Consider the following 20,560-nt stretch of genomic DNA (forward strand, 5'->3'; position numbering starts at 1 on the left):
CCTTACAGCTGATACCGGCGCATCCGGGTTTGGATGCCGAAGAGATAGATACAGACGCCCACCAGAATGATCGCGAACATGGCGCTTGCGATGGCGGAACCCATATGTGGATCACCAAGCTGAAGCTGGAAGCCAAAGAAGGTGCGATACATAAAGGTGCCGAGGATGTCGGTTGAGAAATCCGGTCCAGCAAGCGCACCTTGCACAGAGTAAATTAGGTCGAAGGCGTTGAAATTGCCCACAAACGTCAGGATTGAGATGATGCCGATTGAGGGTAGGATCAGCGGCAGTTTGATCTTCCAAAAAGCTGAGGCCCCGGTGACGCCGTCAATCTCACCCGCCTCCAATACCTCTTCTGGGATGGTCAACAGGGCGGCATAGATCAGCATCATCGGGATGCCAACATATTGCCAGACCGAGATCAGCGCGAGGGTGGTCAGCGCGTATTCCTCTTTGCCGAGCCATGGAGCAAACAGCGATTTGAGGCCAACCGCGTCGAGCATTGACGGCGCAATACCCCAGATCGGCGACAGGATCAGCTTCCACGCAAATCCCACAATCACAAAGCTGAGGATCGTTGGAATGAAAATCGCCGAACGATAGAGCGCCGCAAAACGCAGTCGCGGGTGGCTTAGAACAGCGGCCAAGGCGACGCCGATGGGGTTTTGCACCAGCATATGCACGACAAAGAACCAGAAGTTATTGCCCAAGGCGTTCCAAAATTGTTCCGACCAGATCGGATCAAGGAACAGGCGTTGGAAGTTTTCCAAACCGACAAACACACGTTCCTGATCGATCTTGGAATAGAGCGCCAAGCGTAACGTGTTGAAAAGCGGGAAAATCATCACAGCGGTGTAAACCAGCACGGCAGGAGCCAGAAACACAACGATGTGCCAGCGAAAGCGAGGGCGATCCATGGGGAACCTCCGGTTTGAGTGGTCCGGGCAGAGAAACCCCGCCCGGATCGTCAGCAGTGAAGGGGAGGAATTACTGCTGCGGTGCGTACCAGGACGCAAGGCCATCCTGAAGTTTGGCACCAAGTTCCGCAGGGGCCGATGTGCCCTTTATCGCGGCGACGGACGCGCCCCATGTGTCGTTTTCAAGGTTCGGCGTGCCACGGCTCAGGATTTGATAAGTGGAGCGAATGGTGCTTTCGCATTCCCCGCGCCAGCTTACAAATTCCTTAGCGAGCGGATCTTCGAGGTCAACCGGCGTGTTGGACAGCGGGAAGAAACCCGGAAGGGCGTTGCCAAAAATCGAGGCAAATTCAGGCGATGCCACCCAAGTCAGGAAGGCTTTGGCCGCGTCGGGGTTGGCCGTTGCCGCATTCATGCCGATGCCAATGTCGGTGTGATCCGAGATGTAGCAGGTGTCGCCAGCCGCCTGAACCGGGGCTTTGAACGCGCCCATTTCAAAATCGGCCTGCGTGTTGAAACCCGAGATTTCCCAGCTGCCAGCAGGATAGATCGCTGCCCGGCCAAGCGTGAACAGGTTTTGGCTATCGGGATAGGTTTGCGCCTCGTAGCCATCACCCAAATACGGGGCCCATTTGGCGAGTGTTTCGTAAGGTTTGGTCCAGGCATCATCTGTGAGCTTTTGCTCGCCTTTGATCAGCGCAAGACGGCCTTCTTCACCTTTCCAATAGTTTGGACCGATGTTGTTGTAACCCATGGTTGCGGCTTCCCATTGGTCATTGGTGCCCATGGCCATCGGGATGTAATTGCCGTCTTTTTGGAAGGCATCCAATGCGGCAAAGAACTCGGCCTCGGTGGTAGGAACCTCAACGCCGACCTCGGTAAAGGCTTCTTTGTTATAGATAAAGCCGTGGATAACCGACGCCATTGGCACGCAGAAGCTTGCCGAGCCATCGTCGCTTTGCCACGCCGACTTCGCCACGTCCGAAAAGTTGCCCATGGCTTCCATGTCGGCAAGGTTGGCAAGATGACCAGCATCATAGAGCGCCAAAGACGCATCAAACGGGCGGCAGGTGATCAGATCACCGGCAGAACCTGCATCAAGCTTGGAGTTCAAAACCGCGTTGTATTCGGTGGGTGCCGACGGGGTGAACTTAACCTTGATGCCCGGATTGGCGGCCTCAAAAGCGGGGATGATTTTATCCTGCCACAAGGTCAGGTCATCGTTGCGCCAGCTTTCGATCGTCAGCGTGACATCCTCGGCCATCACGCTTGTCGCGGTGAGCGCGGTTGTGGCCATCGCTAAAAAAATTGCCTTGCGTTTCATAGTAGTACTCCCAGAATTATAGTGTTGTTTCGTGTGAGTGTAGCCGCGATATGGCGGGACCAAGGTGGCCCTGCGACCGGATCAATGCGGCGCGGGCCAGTTCGGGCGATTGCGCACCCAAAGCGAGAAGGCAGGCGATTTTAACATCACCGCCGGAACGGGTCAGAGCCGACGCTGCGCTGGCTTCGTCAACTTGTGTAACCTGCTGAACGATACCGCGCGCCCTGCCCAGAAGTTTGATATTGTCGGCCTGTAAGTTGACCATAAGCCCCTGATAAACATGCCCCAAGGCCACGCCCATCAAGGTCGACAGAGTGTTGAGCGCAATCTTTTGCGCGGTGCCAGCCCCCATTCGGGTCGATCCCGACAGCACTTCGGGCGGCGTATCAAGCGCAATAGCGTGATCTGTCAATTTGAACAAAGCGGCCTGCGTATTGTTGGCGATACCAATAACTGTGGCCCCCGCCGCATGGGCCAATTCGGCCGCCCGCAGCGTAAATGGGGTGCTGCCGCTCGCGGTGACGGCAATCAGGCAGTCACGCGATGTCATATTGACCAGCAAGTGTTCGAGGCTTTCGACATCATCCTCAACGTCACCCGGCATATGCGCCGAAGTCGGAATGCCGCCCGCCATCAAGATTTCTACCTGCTGCGACGGAATGCCAAAGGTGCCACCTAGCTCCATCGCGTCCGCGGCGACCATCAACCCGGACGAGCCTGCCGCCACATAATAAAGAGTTCCGCCATTACGGACACAGCGCGCCATCTTGTCGGCACCGGCCTGAATGACATTCAGGCAAGCCGAAACACATCGCCCGGCATCAACTTGATTGTCGACCAGCGCCGCTGCCGCGCCACCAAGCGTGGCCACATCTAGCGTAGATGCAAGTGGATGAAGCTGTTCGGTTTTGAGCGTCAAAGCGCGATTCCCCCTAAGTTGACCATAAGAATACCCTTTGAATACCAATTGTCTACCATTTTTTCACAGCACCGAAAAAGTCGCGCATTTTTCACCGATTACAGCCAGATGGTATTCTTTCGGCCTTTTATTTAGGCAAAAGGTATTATATAGGTAGCATCATGACCAGACCGCCTGAGATACTCGCCATTGATGGCGGAGGAACCCGTTGCCGGGTCGCGTGTGAGCACAACGGCCAGCGCTTTCACTTCGAATCCGGCAGTTGCAACGTCACCTCGGACCTTGACGGATCAATCGAGCAAATCATGCGCGGATTAAAGGGGTTGGCGCGTCTGCTTCATATAGATTTGGAGATGTTCAAAGACACCCCTTGTTATCTTGGCTTGGCCGGGGTCACGGGGCCGGAAAAGGCGCAAGACGTGGCGCGACGACTTCCTCTGACACATGTTCGAATCGAAGAAGATCGCGCCCCTGCCGCGCGTGGGGCCTTGGGGCGACAAAACGGAGCCCTAATCCACTGCGGTACAGGGTCCTTCCAAGCGGTTCAACATAATGGCCGCGCCCGGTTCGCTGGGGGATGGGGCGCGCGGCTCGGAGATGAAGCGTCGGCGCAATGGGTCGGGCGGTTGGCCCTGTCTGACACGTTGTTGGTCCATGATGGACTCAAACAGCCCAGCGATCTCTCTCAAGAGCTTCTGACTCACTTCGAGAGCACAACCGGTATCGTCGCATTTGCGGCAGCGGCCAATGCCGCAGACTTTGGCCATCTTGCCCCCCGCGTCACCAAAGCCGCCGCCAAGGCAGATCCAATTGCCCAAGAGATCATGCGCCAAGGCGCGGAACGGCTCACCTTTGCGTTGACCCATCTGGGTTGGACGACCGGCATGCCAATTATGCTAACCGGGGGTATCGCCCCGAGTTTTGCCCCCTATTTCAGCGCCGACATGCAAGCGGCGTTGACCCCGGCAAACGGCACCCCAATCGACGGGGCGATTTCGCTGGCCCATGACTTCAGAAAGGAGATCACGGGATGAGTGTTGCTGAATTTCTAGCGCCCGATATCTGGCTATCCCCCACCGCTGGCCCACGCTATGTGCAACTGCGCCGTCGGTTGGAACAGGGCATAGAAGAAGGCGTTTTACCGGCCAATAGCTCGCTCCCGCCTGAACGTGAATTGGCCGAAATGACCGACCTGTCGCGCGTGACTGTACGAAAAGCGATCCATGAATTGGTGAGCAAGGGCTTGATCGTGCAACGGCAAGGCTCCGGGTCATTTGTGCGCGAGGCCGAAGCAAAAGTTGAACAATCTCTGTCACACCTCACGTCCTTTACAGAAGACATGAGCCGACGCGGCATGGAAACCACCTCAAGCTGGCTCGAGCGCGGGATTTTCATGCCGTCTCCCGATGAAGTAATCGCGTTGGCTTTGTCAACCGGAGACTCGGTCGCGCGTATTACCCGCCTGCGCGAAGCCGGTGGTCGCCCTATGGCGATCGAACGCGCTGCGCTGCCGCTTGATATCTTGCCCAATCCGCTTGAGGTGACCACATCGCTTTATGAGCTTTTGGAGGCCAGCGGGCATCGACCTGTGCGGGCTGTGCAAAAGATTTCAGCCATCAACCTATCCGCAAAAGATGCCGAGCTGTTGGGTGTTGCAGAAGGAAATGCGGGCCTAAGCATCAAGCGCACTTCGTTTCTCGAAACCGGGCGTGTGGCGGAATACACCCAGTCGCTTTATCGCGGCGATGCGTATGATTTTGTTGCCGAATTGCGGCTTTCCAATTCTTCTCAAGGACGAGGTTAACCGATGTCCCAGACCCTGACCCAAATGCGGCGCGAAATCGAAGAGATACCAACGGCCGTTGACCGGCTCTTGTCTTCAAGCGCCGATGCCATCGCGACCACCATCAGCAAAATCGGGGACGACGTTCCGTTTTTGATGTCTGTGGCGCGTGGATCATCTGATCACGCCTGTTCGTTTCTGAAGTATGCCTGCGAGCTGGAATTGGGCCTGCCAATGGCCTCTGTTGGCCCCTCTGTCGCGTCAATTTATGGGGCAAAGCTCCAAGTGCCGAACGCCCTGTGCATATCGGTATCGCAATCAGGCAAAAGCCCCGACATTGTTGAGCTCACACGGGCTTTGACGGCAGGAGGCGCAACCAGCGTCGCGATTACCAATGACGCGACGTCCCCCCTGGCGAAGGCGGCAACTGCAACAGTGCCAATTTGCGCGGGGCCGGAACTCAGCGTTGCCGCAACCAAGACCTTTGTCACATCCTTGGTGGCTGGGCTTTGGCTTGTGGCCGAGTTGAAGGGGGACGCAGAGCTGATCAAGGCGATCCGCGCCCTGCCCGAACATCTGGAAAAAGCAACGCAATGTGATTGGACCGTTGCCGCCAATGCCATCACCGGGTCATCGGTTTTGACCCTGGGGCGCGGGCCGTCTTTTGCGATTTCGAACGAAGCGGCGCTCAAGTTCAAGGAAACCTGCCAAATCCATGCTGAAAGCTATTCATCAGCCGAAGTGATGCATGGGCCAGTCTCTATCGTAGAGCGTGGATTTCCGGTGATTGGATTTGCCGCTGGGGACGCCGCCGAGACATCGTTGGTTGAGGTTGCGGATGCTTTGACCGAAAAGGGCGCATTGGCCTTTGTCACCAGCAAACGCGCCAAGAAAGCCATTTGCCTGCCGCATCAGCGCACCGATCATTGGCTGACAGATCCGATCTCAACCATTGTGTCGTTCTATACAATGGTCGAAAAGGTCTCGACCGCGCGGAACATCAACCCCGATGCGCCACGCCACCTAAACAAAGTGACCGAAACCGTATGACCCAATCGCGCCAGATATTTCGAGGCGGTCCGATCTTTGACGGTGAACGCCTGCTCATGGATCACTGTTTGATCGTAGAGGCAGGGCGGATTGCTGCGCTCGGGCCGGATAATGGGGGAATGTCAGGCACAGGTGTCGACCTTGGCGGCGATATTTTGTCGCCGGGTTTTGTTGATCTCCAGGTGAATGGCGGCGATGGCATCATGTTCAACGACGCCCCCAACGTTGAAACCCTACGGCGGATGGGACAGGCGCATATTGGGCTGGGTGCGACTTCCATTTTACCCACTTTGATCACCGATACAGCGGCCAAAACCGACACTGCGATCAAGGCGGCCAAGGCCGCAATTGCCGAAGCCGTGCCGGGCATTGCCGGTTTGCACCTTGAGGGGCCGCACCTCTCGACTGAGCGCAAGGGCGCACATTCCGCTGGGCTGATCCGTCCGATGGGTCCGGGTGATCTGGAGGTGCTGCTAGAGGCGGCGCAAATGCTCCCGGTATTGATGCTGACCATTGCGCCTGAAAATGTCACGTTGGACCAGGTGCAACAGCTGTCGCAGGCCGGGGCGATTATTTCGCTTGGTCATAGCAACGCCGGTTTTGACACCTGCATGGCCTATGCTCATGCAGGGGCGCGCTGTGTGACCCACCTGTTCAACGCCATGAGCCAAATGGGAAATCGCGAACCCGGTCTTGTGGGGGCGACCTTGGCAAATGGGGGGCTGTCGGCCGGGCTGATCGCCGATGCCATCCACGTACATCCCGCCACAATCCGTAATGCCTGGTCCGCAAAACAGGGACCGGGAGAGATATTTCTGGTCAGTGATTCCATGGCCTGCGCAGGCAGCACAGCCCAGAGTTTTGAAATTGATGGGCGCACAGTGCTGCGGCGGGATGGGCGTTTAACGCTTGAGGATGGAACCTTGGCCGGGGCCGACCTTGATCTTGCCACCGCACTCCGGGTGATGGTCCAAGAGGTTGGCATAGCGCCCGAGGCGGCCTTGCGGGCCGCAACCTTGGTGCCGGCAAAATTAGCGGGTTTGGACGCCGGGTATCTGGCACTAGGGGGCAAGGCTGATCTGATCCGCATCGGACCAGACTTCACCCTGCGCCCGCTAACACAGGGCGCTTGACCGACCAAACACCAGACCCATTTTGGAGGTATGTTTGTTGAACTTGCCCTTCCTGCGATTGTCTTGATGGTGCTGGCCGTGGTTGTGCCGCGACTGGTCGAAACCTTCCTACCCGAAACCTTGTTTGGGATGGCGATCATTGCGGCCCTGTCTTCGCTGATCCTTTGGATCTTGGCTTCGCTTGGTTTTGCCATGCTGTACCAATGGGAAAACCCGCGCCTCGCGGCCCTATTGTTCAGCTCCACAACAAGTTGGCCCTATTTTCTCAACCTTGGGGCCAAAGCCGCCGTCATTTGGGGGCCTGTATTGGCTTTGACTGTCTCGACCACGCCGCGCCGGTGGAAAACCAACACGTGGTAAGCCACCATATGGTTGAAATTCCTTTTCTCTGCTATCAGGTGACTCATCAAAGAGAGGTAAGCCATGTTCGCGCTAGGGCGTTTGGTGATTGTAGGGCTGGTTGTGCTGTCGGTGATCTATGTGATCGCCTTGATACGCCTGCGGGCACACAGGCGCGAGAAGCTCAAAGATGAATGGGTCAAAGGCGGCGGCAAAGGTGATTTTCACGATTATGTCGACGACGGGCTGGAAAAACACCAAAAACTACGGCGTTGGTCGCTGTTTGCACTGGTCTATGGGCTGCCGATCTGCATTGTGGCGAGCATCATCTATCTGACGAATTTCCACTAAAGGGGGCCGGGTTATGGCATATGTCAAATGGGCTTTTATCATCACGTTTTGGGTCATTGTCCTGGCCTTTTTACATTATACCCTGCCTCAGAACGACATCGTTCGTATCACGGACACCTATGAAAAGCGGGTCGATCCCGGTGAAAACAGCTGGTTCTGGGCGCAGGCCGATGTTGGAACCGATGGCACTTTGCCAACGCGCGATGTGTTTTTCATCCAAACTGTGAATGCCGATGGCAACATCATGGTCTATCGCAACGAAGATACCGGGTGGAGCTGGCCGCCCTATTTCAAATTTGACACCTCGAACCTCTATGCCGAGGCCGGTGATCTCAAGTCGTCGTCCGACGCGCCGCGCTGGGTTGCAATACGCCACTATGGGTGGCGCAACGAGTTCATAACGATCTTTCCCAACGCCGTTTCAGTGCGTGAAGTGGACAGCCCCGACGTGCGGATCATTCCTTGGATGAACATCGCGATATTGGTCACGCTGTTTGCGATTTTCTGGGCGATCCGAGTGCGCTGGAAACGCTTTCAGGCCAAGCGCATCGCGCCTGTGGTCCAAAGTGTCGAAGACAAGATCGACGATGGCGGTGATTGGTTGAAAGAGACCTTTAGCAGCGACAAACCTGCCCGCTAAATATCTTCTGAACAGATGTCTCGGTTGACTTCCATTAGCTCAACCGGGGCTCCGTTCACTTCAACAAACGCGACTGTCAGGCCGGGAATCGGGCTATTGGGTTCGATGATGATCTTATGGCCTTGCAAGGCTTGGGCCAAATCCTCGACCTCAAACGCGACATGGGCAATCGACTTGACCAGATCAGGGTAAGGCGCGTCCTCGTCATAGCGCTGCCACTGAATGCCGAACGGATTGTTCTTGTGGTCGCTGACCGTCATTGCCAATTTTGGCAGCGGGATTTCTCCGTCAAAACGCCCGGTTGTCGGAATGCCAATATGGTTGAATTTCATCACCTTGCCCCAAGAGTCGCTGTGGTGGCGGACTCTAGGGACATCGCGATACAAGACAAGCATCGGCGGATCACGTCGCTGTTATCGTTTGCCGTAATACAGCCCGACAACATGTTCGGCCTGCGCAAAGAACAACCATCGCGCCACGACAACCCCGGTGAGGTGGGACAAAACCGCAAGGATTGCCATGAGATGATGCGGGTTGGTTAGTAAGATCAACAGCGGCAGCACTGCCATCAGCCCCAGCGAGATCAGGCGCAATTTGTCACCATGTTTGCGCCCGACCACATAGACAAATTCGTTGAGCAGATAGTTGGTCCCGGTATGGGGCGGTTCAAAGGCGCGCACCTTGCCGCGCGACCCAAGGCCGGTGGCGCTCCCAATGTCAGAGCCCGCGTCGGAAAACCGTTGATCCCCTTGCCAAAACCAATAGGCCTGAACGCCGCCCGCCACCGCGATCAAGAAGATCGCCATCGAAATCTTACCCGCCAAAAGTGCGCCTCCACCAAGGGCGAGGCTAAAAAACAGGGCCGGGGTTGACCAGTGATGCCAGCGCGGAACCGTTTTAAGCTGGGTATAGATCATCGAGGTTGTGCCAACAGTTGCGAGGCAAGCCAAGGCACCCAACCAGCCAAGCGGTGGAATATGGATGCCAAGGATGATCAGGAAAAACGCATAAAGCCCCATCAGAGTTAGGGCGGCGGCGGCGGCCCATGCTTCGCGCGAGAGCCAGCTAGACCGCCATTGGCTAAAGGCTTTGAGCGCGCGTTCGGGATGACCAAGGTGAAACGTCGATGCCAGCAACCCACCGACAGTCAGAGCAAACGCGATGAGGAAGAACGTAAAGCCGACCCAGCCGCGATTGGGATCGGGGTCAATACCAAGCCAGAACAACAAGCCAAGGCCAAGCCCCGACAAAGTGGTGAAAACGATGACGGAAGGTGCGGGATGCATCAGAGTTTCTCCAAAGCTTTGTCGAGCCACCCGAGGAAGCCCTGCGGCTCAGATGCGACAGGGTCAAGCCATGGAGCCAATACGTCAACTTCGCCTTCCCAGGTATCCTTGGGTTTGGGCGGTAGGTATTTGTTGACCGGTTTGGTGCCGAGTTCGGGCATCAAATCCATGCCGCCGCGCTCGGCCGAAAGCTTGGACACATTGCTGTCGGGATCGGCAAAATCCCCAAAATGGCGCGCACCAGCGGGGCAAGTCCGTACGCATGCCGGTTCGCGATCTATTTCGGGCAGGTTTTCGTTGTAGATGCGGTCGACGCACAGGGTGCATTTCTTCATCACCCCTTCGGCAGCATCAAGTTCGCGGGCACCATAGGGGCAAGACCATGCACAAAGGCCACACCCGATGCAGTCGCTTTCGTTGACCAAAACAATGCCGTCTTCGACGCGTTTGTAGCTGGCTCCGGTCGGGCAGACGGTGACACAGGGCGCATCGTCGCAATGCAAACAAGACTTGGGAAAATGGACAAGTTGTGCCGCGCCTTGATCCGGCTGGACTTCGTAACTGTGAACGCGGTTGAGGAAGGTGCCAACAGGATCACCGCCATAAGGGTCTTGATCAGACAGCGGCGCACCATAGTTTTCGGTGTTCCAGCCTTTGCAGGAAATCACGCAGGCATGGCAGCCAACGCAGGTATCAAGATCAATGACCAGGCCGAGCTTGCGTTGTGTTGTTTCGGGAAGTGAGGTCATGGGTGGGCCTCCGGGTTTGGGTATGTTGCAATGTGGCGCATGGGGGTCAGACGCCGACCTCCCAGAGTGTTCTTGGTATGTTGGCAGGGTAAGATCATTTGCCCACCTTCCAGCGAAGCTCTTTGGGGCCGGTACCAACGGGGGACTTTTGTGGCGCAAAACCGGGTTGGCTTTGGTCGGCGGGGCTGGTGGTTTTTTCGATACGCACCTTGAGGTCAAACCAAGCGGCTTGGCCCGTGATTGGGTCGGAATTGGCCCAGCGCTGTCCATCACCGCGGGGCGGTAGGAGTTCATTGATCAAGTGGTTGAGAAGGAAACCTTTGGTGGCTTCGGGCGCATCATGTTCAAGCGCCCAAGCCCCCTTGCGTTTACCAATGGCGTTCCACGTCCAGACTGTGTTTTCATTCAACGCCGCCATTTCCATCACAGGAACCGTGATTTCCCCGTGGGCCGAGCTGACCCGCGCCCAATCACCATCGCTGAGGTCGTGTTCACGCATCAGTTTGGTCGGCAGATAGAGCGGATTGCGGCCGTGGAGTTGACGTAGCCACGCGTTTTGGGTGCCCCAGCTATGATACATCGCCATCGGGCGTTGCGTCAGCGCGTGAACCGGATACCGCTTGGGATCGACCATGGTGCCTTCGAACGGCTCGTACCAAATTGGCAGCGGGTCCATGACTTTTTTCAGACGGTCGCGGAGATGCTCGGGGGGTTGATGCGCACCGATGCCTTCGGCGGCGCGTTGAAATTTGCGCACCGGTTCCGAATAGAGCTGAAAGATATAGGGGGCCGGGGCATCGTAAAGGCCAAGATCAACCGCCCAATCCTGATAGGATGTGTTCCACGGTTTGAAATAGGTGGCCCCGTCAGGAATGTGATGGACGTGAAAGCCACCATTTTTGATGTAGCTGTCAAGTTGCGCCGCGTTTGGCGCGCCACGGCCAGTGCTTGGGCCATCTTCGCCAATGCGCCAGCCGGTTAGCGGGCCAATGCCGGGTTTGCGTTCGTGATTGATAATATAGTCTGCGTAATCGGCGTATCTCGGGCTCCCGTCGTCCTTGACGAAATGCGGCAGGCCAAGTTTAGCCCCAAGTTGGATCAAGGCCGATTGAAAACCACGCACGTCACGATCAGGTTCGACAACCGGCCATCGGATCGCATCGGCGGCCCCGTCGGGTTCCGAAATCGGGCGGTCCAGCATCGAGATGCAATCATGTCGCTCAAGATAGGTGGTATCGGGCAGGATCAGGTCGGCATAGGCCACCATTTCCGAGCTATAGGCATCGGAATAAATGATGTTGGGAATGACGTAATTGCCGTTTTCATCCTTGTCCGTCAGCATCTTCATAACGCCAGACGTGTTCATCGACGAATTCCAGGACATATTGGCCATGTACAAGAAAAGGGTGTCGATCTTGTAAGGGTCACCGGCATGGGCATTTGCAATAACCATATGCATCAAACCATGCGACGACATGGGGTTTTCCCAAGTAAACGCTTTGTCGATCCGCGCCGGGGTGCCGTCTTTGTTGATCATCAGGTCTTCGGGACCAAGGACAAAGCCAAGATGCGGGCCATCCAGGGGCGCGCCGGGCGTGACGCCACAATGCGGCCTTGGGTGGGCTTCGACGGGTTTGGGATAGGGCGGTTTGAACCGATAACCGCCAGGCGTTTCGACCGCGCCAAGCAGGATTTGCAGCACATGCAACGCCCGACAGGTTTGAAACCCGTTCGAATGGGCTGAAATCCCGCGCATCGCGTGGAAAGACACCGGGCGGCCAACCATTTTTGCATGTGTTTCACCGCGAAAATCCGTCCATTCCTGATCAAGAACAATCGGTTCTTCAAAGGCTACCCGCGCCAATTCCGCCGCCAACGCCCGGATGCGCGCCGCCGGAATACCGCAGCGCTCGGCCACGGCTTCGGGCGCATATTGCGGATCGAGGTATTTCTCGGCCATCCGGTGCATGACCGCATGATGCGTCACCCCGGCCCGACGAATGTGACCGGTGAGATCAGGCATAATGCCAGGCTTATCAAAGGCGACGAGCTCTTTGGTGTTGCGGTCAATCACCTGCGGCTTGCCATCGCCATCGCGCAGGAAAAGCCCATAGTTTTCGGATTTTGGATCACAATCCAGCAATACTGGCGCATTTGTGTAGCGCGCCAGATAATCCAGATCGATACGCCCAGCTTTGAGCAGTTCATGAACTATGGCGAGGATAAATAACCCATCCGTACCCGGCGTGATACCAACCCATTCATCGGCGACGGCGTTATAGCCAGATCGGATCGGGTTCACGCCGATCACTTTGGCACCACGCGCCTTGATTTTGCCAATGCCCGCCTTGATCGGATTGCTGTCATGATCTTCGGCGACACCAAAGATCATAAACAGTTTGGTATGTTCCCAGTCGGGTTGACCAAATTCCCAAAACGCACCGCCCATCGTATAGATGCCAGCCGTCGCCATATTGACTGAGCAAAACCCACCATGCGCCGCATAATTTGGGGTGCCAAAACTTTGCGCCCAAAAGCTTGTCAGAGACTGAGATTGATCCCGTCCCGTAAAGAAAGCCAGCTTTTCGGGGGCGTTTTCGCGCAACGGCTTGAGATGAGACACGGCGATCTCAAAGGCCTCGTCCCAGCTGATCTCTTCGAACTCGCCCGAGCCGCGGGGACCGACCCTTTTGAGAGGCGCGCGCAAGCGTGACGAAGCGTTGTGCTGCATGATACCCGCCGAGCCTTTGGCACAGAGGACCCCCTTGTTGACGGGATGATCGCGGTTGCCTTCGATATAGGCGACCTTGCCGTCTTTCATATGCACATTGATCCCGCAGCGGCAGGCGCACATGTAACAGGTTGTTTGACGAATCTCGTCAGATACCTTGGGGCTCGTGTCTAGTTCAGGTGGCTGGAATGTCATCTGGCGCCCTTTTTGCTGCGGTTTGCGTTTAGGTGATTAATCGTATCCCAATCAGGATGAAGGCCCCGATAAAGAGTGTTTCGACAACGATCAGGGCAATGGCGGCCATGCCGACACCAAGCACCTGTTTAAGATTGGTTTTCATGCCCACGGCAGCAATGGCTATGAGCAAGAGCCAGCGCGAGGCCTGGCTCAGGAACTCGGCCAGAAAGCCCGGAATGAGATGGGCGGAATTCAGACCTGCGAGGATCAAAAAGGCCAGAACAAAGAACGGCAAAAGTGGCGGGCGCTTCTGGCCCGGATTGGCCTCGGCCATTGAGCGGATCGCGATGGATGCGACCAAAACCACAGGGGCCAGCATTGCCACGCGGATCAGTTTAACCAATGTCGCGGTGTCGCCTGTTTCAACCGAAATCGAGAAACCCGCACCGACCACCTGCGCAACGTCATGGATGGTGCCACCGATGAAAACACCGGCTTCGGTTGTGTTCATGTCCATCGTTTTGGCAAGGATAGGGTAGAGGATCATCGCCAATGTCGACAAAACGGTGACGCCGACCACCGTGAAAATCAATCGCTCCTCTGAGCGTTCATCGCGGGGAAGGATTGCCCCCAAGGCCATGGCTGCGCTGGCCCCACAAATTGCAACCGAGCCTGCGGTCAAAAGCGAAAACCGCCACCTGTGGCCAAAGAGACGCCCAATCGCGAGACCAAAAGCAATTGTTGCCAACACGCCACCGATGACCAGCGCGATCAAAGGGGCCCCTAGCCCCACCAGCAAATCCACACTAATCCGCGCGCCCAAAAACGCGACCCCAACCCGCAGGACCGTCCGGGCGGAAAAGGCGATGCCGGGCGCGGCTTTTTCATCTTCGGACAGGAAGGCAACGGCGATGCCAAGAAGCAAGGCCATCAACATTGCCGGTGTGGCATAGTGTTCAGACAGAAACTTGGCCGTGACCGCAACCAACACGGACACAGCCACGCCGGGAAACATAACCCTGGTCTGTTCGGTCAGGTTTGAGACGCTGAAGGGCGCAAGGAAAGATGTCTGTGTGTCCGCCATTTGGCTGGCCTTTCAAGGGTGGAACGGCACGGGATTAGCCATATCCATAGTCGAGTGTGAGCGTTTCAAGTTGCCCAGATACGGTTTGGCACCTGCCCCAGAGAGGCTAGGCCATAAGGGGCAGAAACACACGATGGATCAATTCGTGTCATTAATCGGCATTTGGGCGTGTTGGACGGCTTCATAAGGGCCAGCATCCAGCGCGGGGGCATCATGCGCACCCCTTGTTTGACTGGTCTGAGACCGTTGACGCCGCTTGCGCACCGGTGATCGCAATCATCTGATAAACGTCATCAGCGCTGCAACCGCGGGATAGATCATTTGCCGGATGCGCCAGGCCTTGCAAAATCGGACCCAGCGCGATCGCCCCGCCAATCCGTTGTGCAATTTTGTAGCCAATGTTACCGGCGCTGAGGCTTGGGAAGACAAAGACGTTGGCTTGGCCCGCGACTTCAGAATCTGGGGCCTTGGACAGAGCAACTTCGGGGATCAAAGCCGCGTCAAACTGCATTTCGCCATCAATCTTGAGGTTGGGAGCCCGATCCCGGATCAACGTGACAGCATTTTCGATGCGCGCCAAGGATTCATGCGCGTCCTTGGTCACACTTCCCATTGTTGAAAACGACAACATCGCAACCCGAGGCTCTTCGCCCGTCAAGGATTCCAGAGATTGCGCCGAAGAAATGGCAATATTTGCCAGCTCTGCGTCTCCGGGTTGTAGGATCAACCCACAGTCACCAAAGATCACGGCGCGTTCATGCGGAGCGCCGAGCAACATCAAGAAGCAGCTCGAAACGACATCGATGCCGGGCGCTTTGCCGATCACTTGAAGAGCCACCCGAACCGTGTCAGCCGTTGTCGCAACAGCACCGCCAAGGGTGCCATCAGCATCTCCCAATCGCACCATCATGGCCGCAAAGCCAAGCGGATCAATCATGGCCTGACGCGCTTGTTGTTCATCGACACCCTTGTGACGGCGCAGTTGGAGATAAGCCGCGCTATAGGCCGCCTGTTTGTCCGAGGTGGCCGGATCAACGACGGTCAGAGCCTCAGCGCCTTGGACACCCTCCGATGCGGCTGCGAAACCGCTGGGAGACGCAAGGAGCGTCACGTTTGCAACACCGTCCTGAACCGCTCGGACAGCGGCTTCGACGATGCGGCGGTCCTCACCTTCGGGCAACACAATATGCGGGCAAGCGGCGCGCGATCTGTCGATGATTTGGTCTAGAATCAAGGCCGCTCCTCCCAAATTGGCCATGCTGCCAAATGCGGCAGCGCAAACTCACCCCAAGGGTTGTCTTGGGGTGAGCGTTGGATCCGCTTAGCCTTGCGGGACCATATCATCGGCAGAGATACCAGCCACTTCGACGGGCTTTTTCATGGCGTCGCGGCGGAACGGATCACCCAGTTCTTGGTTAATCATGGCTTCGATGAGGGTGGTCTTACCCTCTTTCTGATCCTTGATCGCCTTGTCCAGCGCGGCGGTCAGCTCATCCATTGTGCGGGCAACGACACCTTGAAGGCCACAGGCCTTGGCGATACCGGCATAAGACACCTGTTCATCAAGCTCAGTGCCGACAAAGTTATCGTCGAACCAAAGGGTCGAATTCCGCTTTTCCGCGCCCCATTGATAGTTGCGGAAGACGACCTGCGTCACGGCAGGCCATTCGCCACGACCAATCGCCGTCAGCTCATTCACCGCGATTCCAAAGGCACCATCGCCAGAGAAACCAACGACAGGAACGTCTGGCTGACCAATTTTGGCACCAACAACCGCTGGAAGACCATACCCACAGGGGCCAAACAGGCCTGGGGCCAGATATTTACGCCCCTGATCAAAAGAGGGGTAAGCGTTGCCGATTGCACAGTTGTTGCCGATATCCGAGGAAATGATCGCCTCTTTCGGCAAGGCGGCGGTGATCGCGCGCCATGCCATACGCGGGCTCATCCAATCGGGCTTGTCCGCGCGGGCACGTTCGTTCCAGTTGGTGCCCGGATCGTCGTTTTCGTGAGTCAAAGACGTCAATTCCTGCGCCCAAGCCGATTTGCGCTGAGCGATATTGGCCTTGCGATCAGCACGGTTTTCATCACCAGCTGTATCGCTCATCTGCTCCAACAACCCGTTGGCGACTTTGGCGGCGTCACCAACGATCCCAACAGTGACCTTTTTCGTGAGGCCAATGCGATCTGGGTTGATGTCGACTTGAATGACCTTCGCATCCGCGGGCCAGTATTCCATGCTGTAGCCAGGCAGCGTCGAGAAGGGATTCAAACGCGTGCCAAGGGCGAGGACCACATCCGCGTCTTTGATCAGCTCCATCCCGGCTTTGGAACCATTGTAGCCAAGGGGGCCAGCATAGAGCGGGTGGTTGCCGGGGAAGGCATCGTTGTGCTGATAGCCAACGCACACTGGGGCATCGAGACGCTCGGCCAATTTGATCGAGGCGTCAATACCACCTGCAGACAGAACGACACCCGCACCGTTGAGGATAACAGGGTTTTTCGCTTCGGACAGGATTTTTGCGGCCTGAGCAACGGAATCAGATCCGCCGGAAGAACGTTCAAATTCAATCGGTTCAGGGATTTCAATGTCGACGATCTGGGTCCACATGTCACGCGGAATGTTCAACTGTGCGGGGGCTGAGGCGCGTTTGGCCTGTGCGATAACACGGGTCAGAACTTCGGCAACGCGGGATGGATCACGCACTTCTTCTTGGTAGGCGACACAGTCTGCGAACATGCGCATCTGTTCCATTTCCTGAAAACCACCCTGACCAATGGTTTTGTTGGCCGCCTGAGGCGTGACCAGCAAACAAGGCGTATGGTTCCAGTAGGCGGTTTTAACCGCGGTCACAAAGTTGGTGATGCCGGGGCCGTTTTGCGCGATCATCATCGACATCTTGCCGGTGGCACGGGTGTAGCCGTCGGCCATGAAACCGCCAGACCCTTCGTGGGCGCAATCCCAGAAGCTGATGCCAGCCCGTGGAAACAGGTCAGAGATTGGCATCATGGCGGAACCGATGATACCAAATGCATGTTCAATTCCGTGGCGCTGCAGAACCTTAACAAAGGCTTCTTCGGTTGTCATTTTCATGTGTGCATCTCCAAGACAAGGACGCCGACCAAATTGGGCCGGCGTGATTTGGAGCCATCGTAGTCTTGAGACCCGCTGCCCAATAGGTCCAGAAGGCGACCGACGATACATCCAAAAGTCATTATTAATGAGACTTTTTATCTCATTATGTAGAAATAATAGACCAATACGGGGGTTTAGCCAGTTAGGCGAGGCTAAAAAATTTTTGAAAATTCCGGCTTTTGTCAGGGCTAAATGGAGCAAAATCCCCTGAAACAAGCGATTTTAGGGGATCTACCGCACAGATTGGCAAGCCACCGCAAGAATCTCGGCTGTTTTTTGGCCCCAAACGTTCCAATTCAAGCTTTTGTTGAATTCGATCTGCGCCGTGCGGCTCAGAGCTAAAAACGCGCCCGGAGAATCAAGGTAAGACAGCACCCAATTGGCAAACTGATCGGCCGAGCTCCCAACGGGTAAAACGTGGCCGTTAACCCCGTCTCGAACCGGTGTATGTCCAAGCTGATAACACAACACCGGCAGGCCACAGGCAGAGGCATCACAACATGTGAAGCCATACCCTTTGACGGTTGGCCGGAGCAGAAAATGGGCGCAACAGAGAATGTCTTGATACGCGTTCCGCTCGTCTTCAATTTCCAAATTCAAAAACGGATGCACCGTCATCCATTCGTTAATTTGAGTGTCGGGCGGGATGCAACCGATGACGGTCAGGCGCGCATCAACTCCGCGCATTCGCAAGATATTCAGGGTCTCGAAGGCGACCGCACCGCCACATGTCGGCCAATCACGCCCGATAAACAACAACTGCACCGGCGCAACATAAGAGATCATTTTTGACACCGAGGCCGTAGCGCCAAAGCCATTCGCCCCCCAGGGCAAGACAAACGAGCGCGTGGCCGACAGCTCAAAAAGTGACTGCGCCGCATTCAAGACGTCATCGGTCGGCCACAAAATAAGATCAAGTGCCTTGAGCGCAGCCCGGTCTCGACGTGACCGCCAACGCGTCACCGGACGGTTCAGAATTCCAAAATCCAACCAACGCAGGTTAAACCCAGCCGGTCCAGGCAAGCCTCTGATAGCATGGGGGGCTGCTGCGATCACAGTGGAACGGGGTAAATCGAGTTTGTGAAGCGGCACCAGCGTGAAACCACAAAAAACCACGTCAAAATTGCCGCGCTGAATTTGGCTGGCGACGTGACGAGGCAGCCTTGTGCCAGCCTCTGACACCGGGATATCGACCACGTCGCTCACATGCGCCGACAAGGCGTCAAACATATGCGATTTGGCATGCCCTAGGCTGAGGTGCTCGGCGGACGTCCGATCACAAAGATAGGCTAACCGCAGGTCTGTCTTTGCCATGAGAATGCCCCAATTCTGTGTCCCACGCCTTTGTGCGGCATGTTTCGGGCGGGATTGGGGCGCGTTTACCAAGTTTTTCAAGGGCTTTGAGGACAATGGTCGCTTGGGGCGAAAACTGTTTCGGGTTTCATGATTTCGTACCAATGCTGTCGCGACTTAGCCTTGAGTGGCTGCTAGATTGACCAGAATTCGGAGCCCGATGGGGGGTCCGTTACGGGACGATTCGACGCGATGCCCAATCCGATTGCCTTTCTGGCACTGGCGATTTTTCCAGTGGTGGTGGTTGCCCTTTATGGGCGGCTGCGGGCTGATCGTGCGCTGATTTGGGCGCTGATGCTGGGCTATTTGTTTTTGCCAGAACCACCGGCAGTGTTCGACCTGCCGTTGATGCCCCCGCTGAACAAACACAACATCCCAGCGCTGATGGCCTTTATGATTGCGCTGTGGCGCTACGGGTATGACGGGCCGCTTTTGCCCCATAGCCATGTTGGCAAACTGCTTCTTATTGCCTTCGTGTTTTCGCCGGTTGTGACCGTGCTAAACAATGAAGAAGCAATCTTTTTCGGGCAGGTCGGTGTCGAAGGCCACAACCTAAAACACGCCCTTGCGCTGCCAATCGAACAGTTTTTGCTCATCGTGCCGTTTTTGATGGCCCGCCAGCATCTTGCCAATGGCGGGGCGCAACGTGAAATACTCTGGGCGCTGATGGTTGGCGGGTTGGTTTATTCACTGCTGATGCTTATCGAAATCCGACTGTCCCCTCAGCTTAACCTGTGGGTTTACGGGTATTATCAGCACCTGTTTGGCCAATCGATCCGTGCTGGCGGCTATCGCCCGGTGGTTTTCTTGTATCATGGCTTGTGGGTCGCGTTTTTTGTCATGACATCGGTCATCTCGGCCTATGCGTTGTGGCGCAGCGAAAAAGGCCCCCGGTTCAAATTCCTGCTCGCGGCGCTGTATTTGTCTGCCGTGCTGGTCTTGGCAAAATCGCTTGGGGCGTTGCTCTTTATGCTGCTGTTGGTGCCTCTCGTTGTTGTGCTCAGCCCCGGCGCGCAGGTGCGTGTCGCCATCGTAATTGGCACGATTGCCCTCGCTTATCCGATCCTAAAGGGCGCAGATTTGATCCCTCAAGAGCGCATGCTGGCCCAAGCCGCCGCCATCGACCCACAACGTGCCGGAAGCCTTGAATTCCGGTTCGACAACGAAAACACCTTGCTGGAACGCGCGTATATAAAACCGGTTTTTGGCTGGGGCAGCTTTGGGCGCAACCATATTCTCGACCCCAACACCGGCAATATCCTAACGGTGACCGACGGGCGCTGGATCATTGTGATTGGTGTCTATGGCTGGGTCGGCTTTATCGCTGAATTCGGCCTCTTGTTGCTGCCGCTTTTGTTGTTGGGACGGGAAATGTCGGCGACCGGAAACCGCGAAATTTCGCCCTATGTTGGCGCGATGAGCCTTTTGCTGGCCATTAACGCGCTGGACATGATCCCCAATGCAACGCTGACCCCGCTCACTTGGGTGCTGGTCGGCGCTCTGACCGGTTATGCGGAGAAGCTCCGGGCCGAGCGGCTCAATCTGACGAAACACAACACGGCGCTGAAATGGCAGTCGGTGATGTAAC

Annotated in this window: 19 protein-coding genes; 8 read left to right on the top strand and 11 right to left on the bottom strand. The window is 56.3% G+C overall.

Annotation, left to right across the window (positions count from 1 at the left end):
* Nucleotides 1-2 precede the first annotated feature (2 nt).
* The 3 genes from ACRBB0_RS02130 to ACRBB0_RS02140 all read right to left on the bottom strand — a co-directional run bounded on the left by ACRBB0_RS02130 (nt 3) and on the right by ACRBB0_RS02140 (nt 3,160).
* On the bottom strand, nt 3-917 hold the full coding sequence (locus ACRBB0_RS02130) for a carbohydrate ABC transporter permease (RefSeq protein WP_431372746.1): 915 nt from the start codon (nt 915-917) through the stop codon (nt 3-5).
* Nucleotides 918-987: 70 nt separating this feature from the next.
* The gene (locus ACRBB0_RS02135; RefSeq protein WP_431372747.1) at nt 988-2,241 is read right to left on the bottom strand and encodes an ABC transporter substrate-binding protein; all 1,254 of its coding nucleotides are present in this window, start codon (nt 2,239-2,241) and stop codon (nt 988-990) included.
* A 16-nt stretch (nt 2,242-2,257) separates the two neighbouring features.
* A complete protein-coding gene (locus ACRBB0_RS02140; RefSeq protein WP_431372748.1) occupies nt 2,258-3,160 on the bottom strand; it encodes an N-acetylmuramic acid 6-phosphate etherase in 903 nt (300 codons plus the stop codon).
* A 161-nt stretch (nt 3,161-3,321) separates the two neighbouring features.
* Between ACRBB0_RS02140 and ACRBB0_RS02145 the strand changes: the two genes are divergently transcribed.
* The 7 genes from ACRBB0_RS02145 (at nt 3,322) to ACRBB0_RS02175 (ending at nt 8,456) form a co-directional block, all read left to right on the top strand.
* A complete protein-coding gene (locus ACRBB0_RS02145) occupies nt 3,322-4,194 on the top strand; it encodes a BadF/BadG/BcrA/BcrD ATPase family protein (RefSeq protein ID WP_431372749.1) in 873 nt (290 codons plus the stop codon).
* The gene (locus tag ACRBB0_RS02150; protein WP_431372750.1) at nt 4,191-4,964 is read left to right on the top strand and encodes a GntR family transcriptional regulator; all 774 of its coding nucleotides are present in this window, start codon (nt 4,191-4,193) and stop codon (nt 4,962-4,964) included. The genes ACRBB0_RS02145 and ACRBB0_RS02150 overlap by 4 nt, the downstream gene beginning before the upstream one ends.
* Nucleotides 4,965-4,967: 3 nt before the next feature.
* Entirely contained in the window at nt 4,968-5,993 is a 1,026-nt protein-coding gene (locus tag ACRBB0_RS02155; protein WP_431372751.1) for an SIS domain-containing protein, read from the top strand.
* On the top strand, nt 5,990-7,126 hold the full coding sequence (gene nagA / locus ACRBB0_RS02160; protein WP_431372752.1) for an N-acetylglucosamine-6-phosphate deacetylase: 1,137 nt from the start codon (nt 5,990-5,992) through the stop codon (nt 7,124-7,126). The genes ACRBB0_RS02155 and nagA overlap by 4 nt, the downstream gene beginning before the upstream one ends.
* Before the next feature lie 30 nt (nt 7,127-7,156).
* Nucleotides 7,157-7,486, top strand: coding sequence for a hypothetical protein (locus tag ACRBB0_RS02165; protein WP_431372753.1), 330 nt, complete (start codon nt 7,157-7,159; stop codon nt 7,484-7,486).
* Nucleotides 7,487-7,549: 63 nt separating this feature from the next.
* Nucleotides 7,550-7,816 carry a hypothetical protein gene (locus ACRBB0_RS02170; RefSeq protein WP_431372754.1) on the top strand — a complete coding sequence of 89 codons (267 nt, stop codon included), beginning with the start codon at nt 7,550-7,552 and terminating at the stop codon, nt 7,814-7,816.
* Nucleotides 7,817-7,829: 13 nt separating this feature from the next.
* Nucleotides 7,830-8,456 carry a DUF1523 family protein gene (locus ACRBB0_RS02175; protein ID WP_431372755.1) on the top strand — a complete coding sequence of 209 codons (627 nt, stop codon included), beginning with the start codon at nt 7,830-7,832 and terminating at the stop codon, nt 8,454-8,456.
* On the opposite strand, the gene ACRBB0_RS02180 is transcribed toward ACRBB0_RS02175, so the two are convergent.
* The 8 genes from ACRBB0_RS02180 to ACRBB0_RS02215 all read right to left on the bottom strand — a co-directional run bounded on the left by ACRBB0_RS02180 (nt 8,453) and on the right by ACRBB0_RS02215 (nt 18,933).
* Nucleotides 8,453-8,788, bottom strand: a complete 336-nt coding sequence (locus ACRBB0_RS02180; RefSeq protein WP_431372756.1) for a VOC family protein — start codon at nt 8,786-8,788, stop codon at nt 8,453-8,455. The genes ACRBB0_RS02175 and ACRBB0_RS02180 overlap by 4 nt on opposite strands.
* An 81-nt stretch (nt 8,789-8,869) precedes the next feature.
* Complete coding sequence (locus tag ACRBB0_RS02185) at nt 8,870-9,742, bottom strand: dimethyl sulfoxide reductase anchor subunit family protein (RefSeq protein WP_431372757.1); 873 nt, start codon at nt 9,740-9,742, stop codon at nt 8,870-8,872.
* A complete protein-coding gene (locus ACRBB0_RS02190) occupies nt 9,742-10,491 on the bottom strand; it encodes a 4Fe-4S dicluster domain-containing protein (protein WP_431372758.1) in 750 nt (249 codons plus the stop codon). The genes ACRBB0_RS02185 and ACRBB0_RS02190 overlap by 1 nt, the downstream gene beginning before the upstream one ends.
* A 94-nt stretch (nt 10,492-10,585) precedes the next feature.
* Nucleotides 10,586-13,417 carry a molybdopterin oxidoreductase family protein gene (locus ACRBB0_RS02195; protein WP_431372759.1) on the bottom strand — a complete coding sequence of 944 codons (2,832 nt, stop codon included), beginning with the start codon at nt 13,415-13,417 and terminating at the stop codon, nt 10,586-10,588.
* Between the two features lie 28 nt (nt 13,418-13,445).
* Entirely contained in the window at nt 13,446-14,483 is a 1,038-nt protein-coding gene (locus ACRBB0_RS02200; protein ID WP_431372760.1) for a YeiH family protein, read from the bottom strand.
* Between the two features lie 211 nt (nt 14,484-14,694).
* Nucleotides 14,695-15,717: a phosphate acetyltransferase gene (pta, locus tag ACRBB0_RS02205; protein ID WP_431372761.1), complete on the bottom strand. Its 1,023-nt coding sequence runs from the start codon at nt 15,715-15,717 to the stop codon at nt 14,695-14,697.
* 87 nt (nt 15,718-15,804) lie between these two features.
* Complete coding sequence (gene xsc, locus ACRBB0_RS02210) at nt 15,805-17,577, bottom strand: sulfoacetaldehyde acetyltransferase (RefSeq protein WP_431372762.1); 1,773 nt, start codon at nt 17,575-17,577, stop codon at nt 15,805-15,807.
* A 273-nt stretch (nt 17,578-17,850) separates the two neighbouring features.
* Nucleotides 17,851-18,933 carry a glycosyltransferase gene (locus ACRBB0_RS02215; protein ID WP_431372763.1) on the bottom strand — a complete coding sequence of 361 codons (1,083 nt, stop codon included), beginning with the start codon at nt 18,931-18,933 and terminating at the stop codon, nt 17,851-17,853.
* Between the two features lie 231 nt (nt 18,934-19,164).
* Here ACRBB0_RS02215 and ACRBB0_RS02220 point away from each other — a divergent pair, with 231 nt between their 5' ends.
* Nucleotides 19,165-20,559: a hypothetical protein gene (locus ACRBB0_RS02220; RefSeq protein ID WP_431372764.1), complete on the top strand. Its 1,395-nt coding sequence runs from the start codon at nt 19,165-19,167 to the stop codon at nt 20,557-20,559.
* Nucleotide 20,560: the final 1 nt, after the last annotated feature.

Origin of the sequence: Pelagimonas sp. (assembly GCF_050633425.1) — a bacterium.
GTDB lineage: Bacteria > Pseudomonadota > Alphaproteobacteria > Rhodobacterales > Rhodobacteraceae > Pelagimonas.

What these genes read in the sequence shown, in the direction of transcription:
- ACRBB0_RS02130 (WP_431372746.1), bottom strand. Translation starts at nt 917, where the DNA reads ATGGATCGCCCTCGCTTTCGCTGGCACATCGTTGTGTTTCTGGCTCCT.
- ACRBB0_RS02135 (WP_431372747.1), bottom strand. Translation starts at nt 2,241, where the DNA reads ATGAAACGCAAGGCAATTTTTTTAGCGATGGCCACAACCGCGCTCACC.
- ACRBB0_RS02145 (WP_431372749.1), top strand. Translation starts at nt 3,322, where the DNA reads ATGACCAGACCGCCTGAGATACTCGCCATTGATGGCGGAGGAACCCGT.
- ACRBB0_RS02150 (WP_431372750.1), top strand. Translation starts at nt 4,191, where the DNA reads ATGAGTGTTGCTGAATTTCTAGCGCCCGATATCTGGCTATCCCCCACC.
- ACRBB0_RS02155 (WP_431372751.1), top strand. Translation starts at nt 4,968, where the DNA reads ATGTCCCAGACCCTGACCCAAATGCGGCGCGAAATCGAAGAGATACCA.
- nagA (WP_431372752.1), top strand. Translation starts at nt 5,990, where the DNA reads ATGACCCAATCGCGCCAGATATTTCGAGGCGGTCCGATCTTTGACGGT.
- ACRBB0_RS02165 (WP_431372753.1), top strand. Translation starts at nt 7,157, where the DNA reads ATGTTTGTTGAACTTGCCCTTCCTGCGATTGTCTTGATGGTGCTGGCC.
- ACRBB0_RS02170 (WP_431372754.1), top strand. Translation starts at nt 7,550, where the DNA reads ATGTTCGCGCTAGGGCGTTTGGTGATTGTAGGGCTGGTTGTGCTGTCG.
- ACRBB0_RS02175 (WP_431372755.1), top strand. Translation starts at nt 7,830, where the DNA reads ATGGCATATGTCAAATGGGCTTTTATCATCACGTTTTGGGTCATTGTC.
- ACRBB0_RS02180 (WP_431372756.1), bottom strand. Translation starts at nt 8,788, where the DNA reads ATGAAATTCAACCATATTGGCATTCCGACAACCGGGCGTTTTGACGGA.
- ACRBB0_RS02185 (WP_431372757.1), bottom strand. Translation starts at nt 9,742, where the DNA reads ATGCATCCCGCACCTTCCGTCATCGTTTTCACCACTTTGTCGGGGCTT.
- ACRBB0_RS02190 (WP_431372758.1), bottom strand. Translation starts at nt 10,491, where the DNA reads ATGACCTCACTTCCCGAAACAACACAACGCAAGCTCGGCCTGGTCATT.
- ACRBB0_RS02195 (WP_431372759.1), bottom strand. Translation starts at nt 13,417, where the DNA reads ATGACATTCCAGCCACCTGAACTAGACACGAGCCCCAAGGTATCTGAC.
- ACRBB0_RS02200 (WP_431372760.1), bottom strand. Translation starts at nt 14,483, where the DNA reads ATGGCGGACACACAGACATCTTTCCTTGCGCCCTTCAGCGTCTCAAAC.
- xsc (WP_431372762.1), bottom strand. Translation starts at nt 17,577, where the DNA reads ATGAAAATGACAACCGAAGAAGCCTTTGTTAAGGTTCTGCAGCGCCAC.
- ACRBB0_RS02215 (WP_431372763.1), bottom strand. Translation starts at nt 18,933, where the DNA reads ATGGCAAAGACAGACCTGCGGTTAGCCTATCTTTGTGATCGGACGTCC.
- ACRBB0_RS02220 (WP_431372764.1), top strand. Translation starts at nt 19,165, where the DNA reads ATGCCCAATCCGATTGCCTTTCTGGCACTGGCGATTTTTCCAGTGGTG.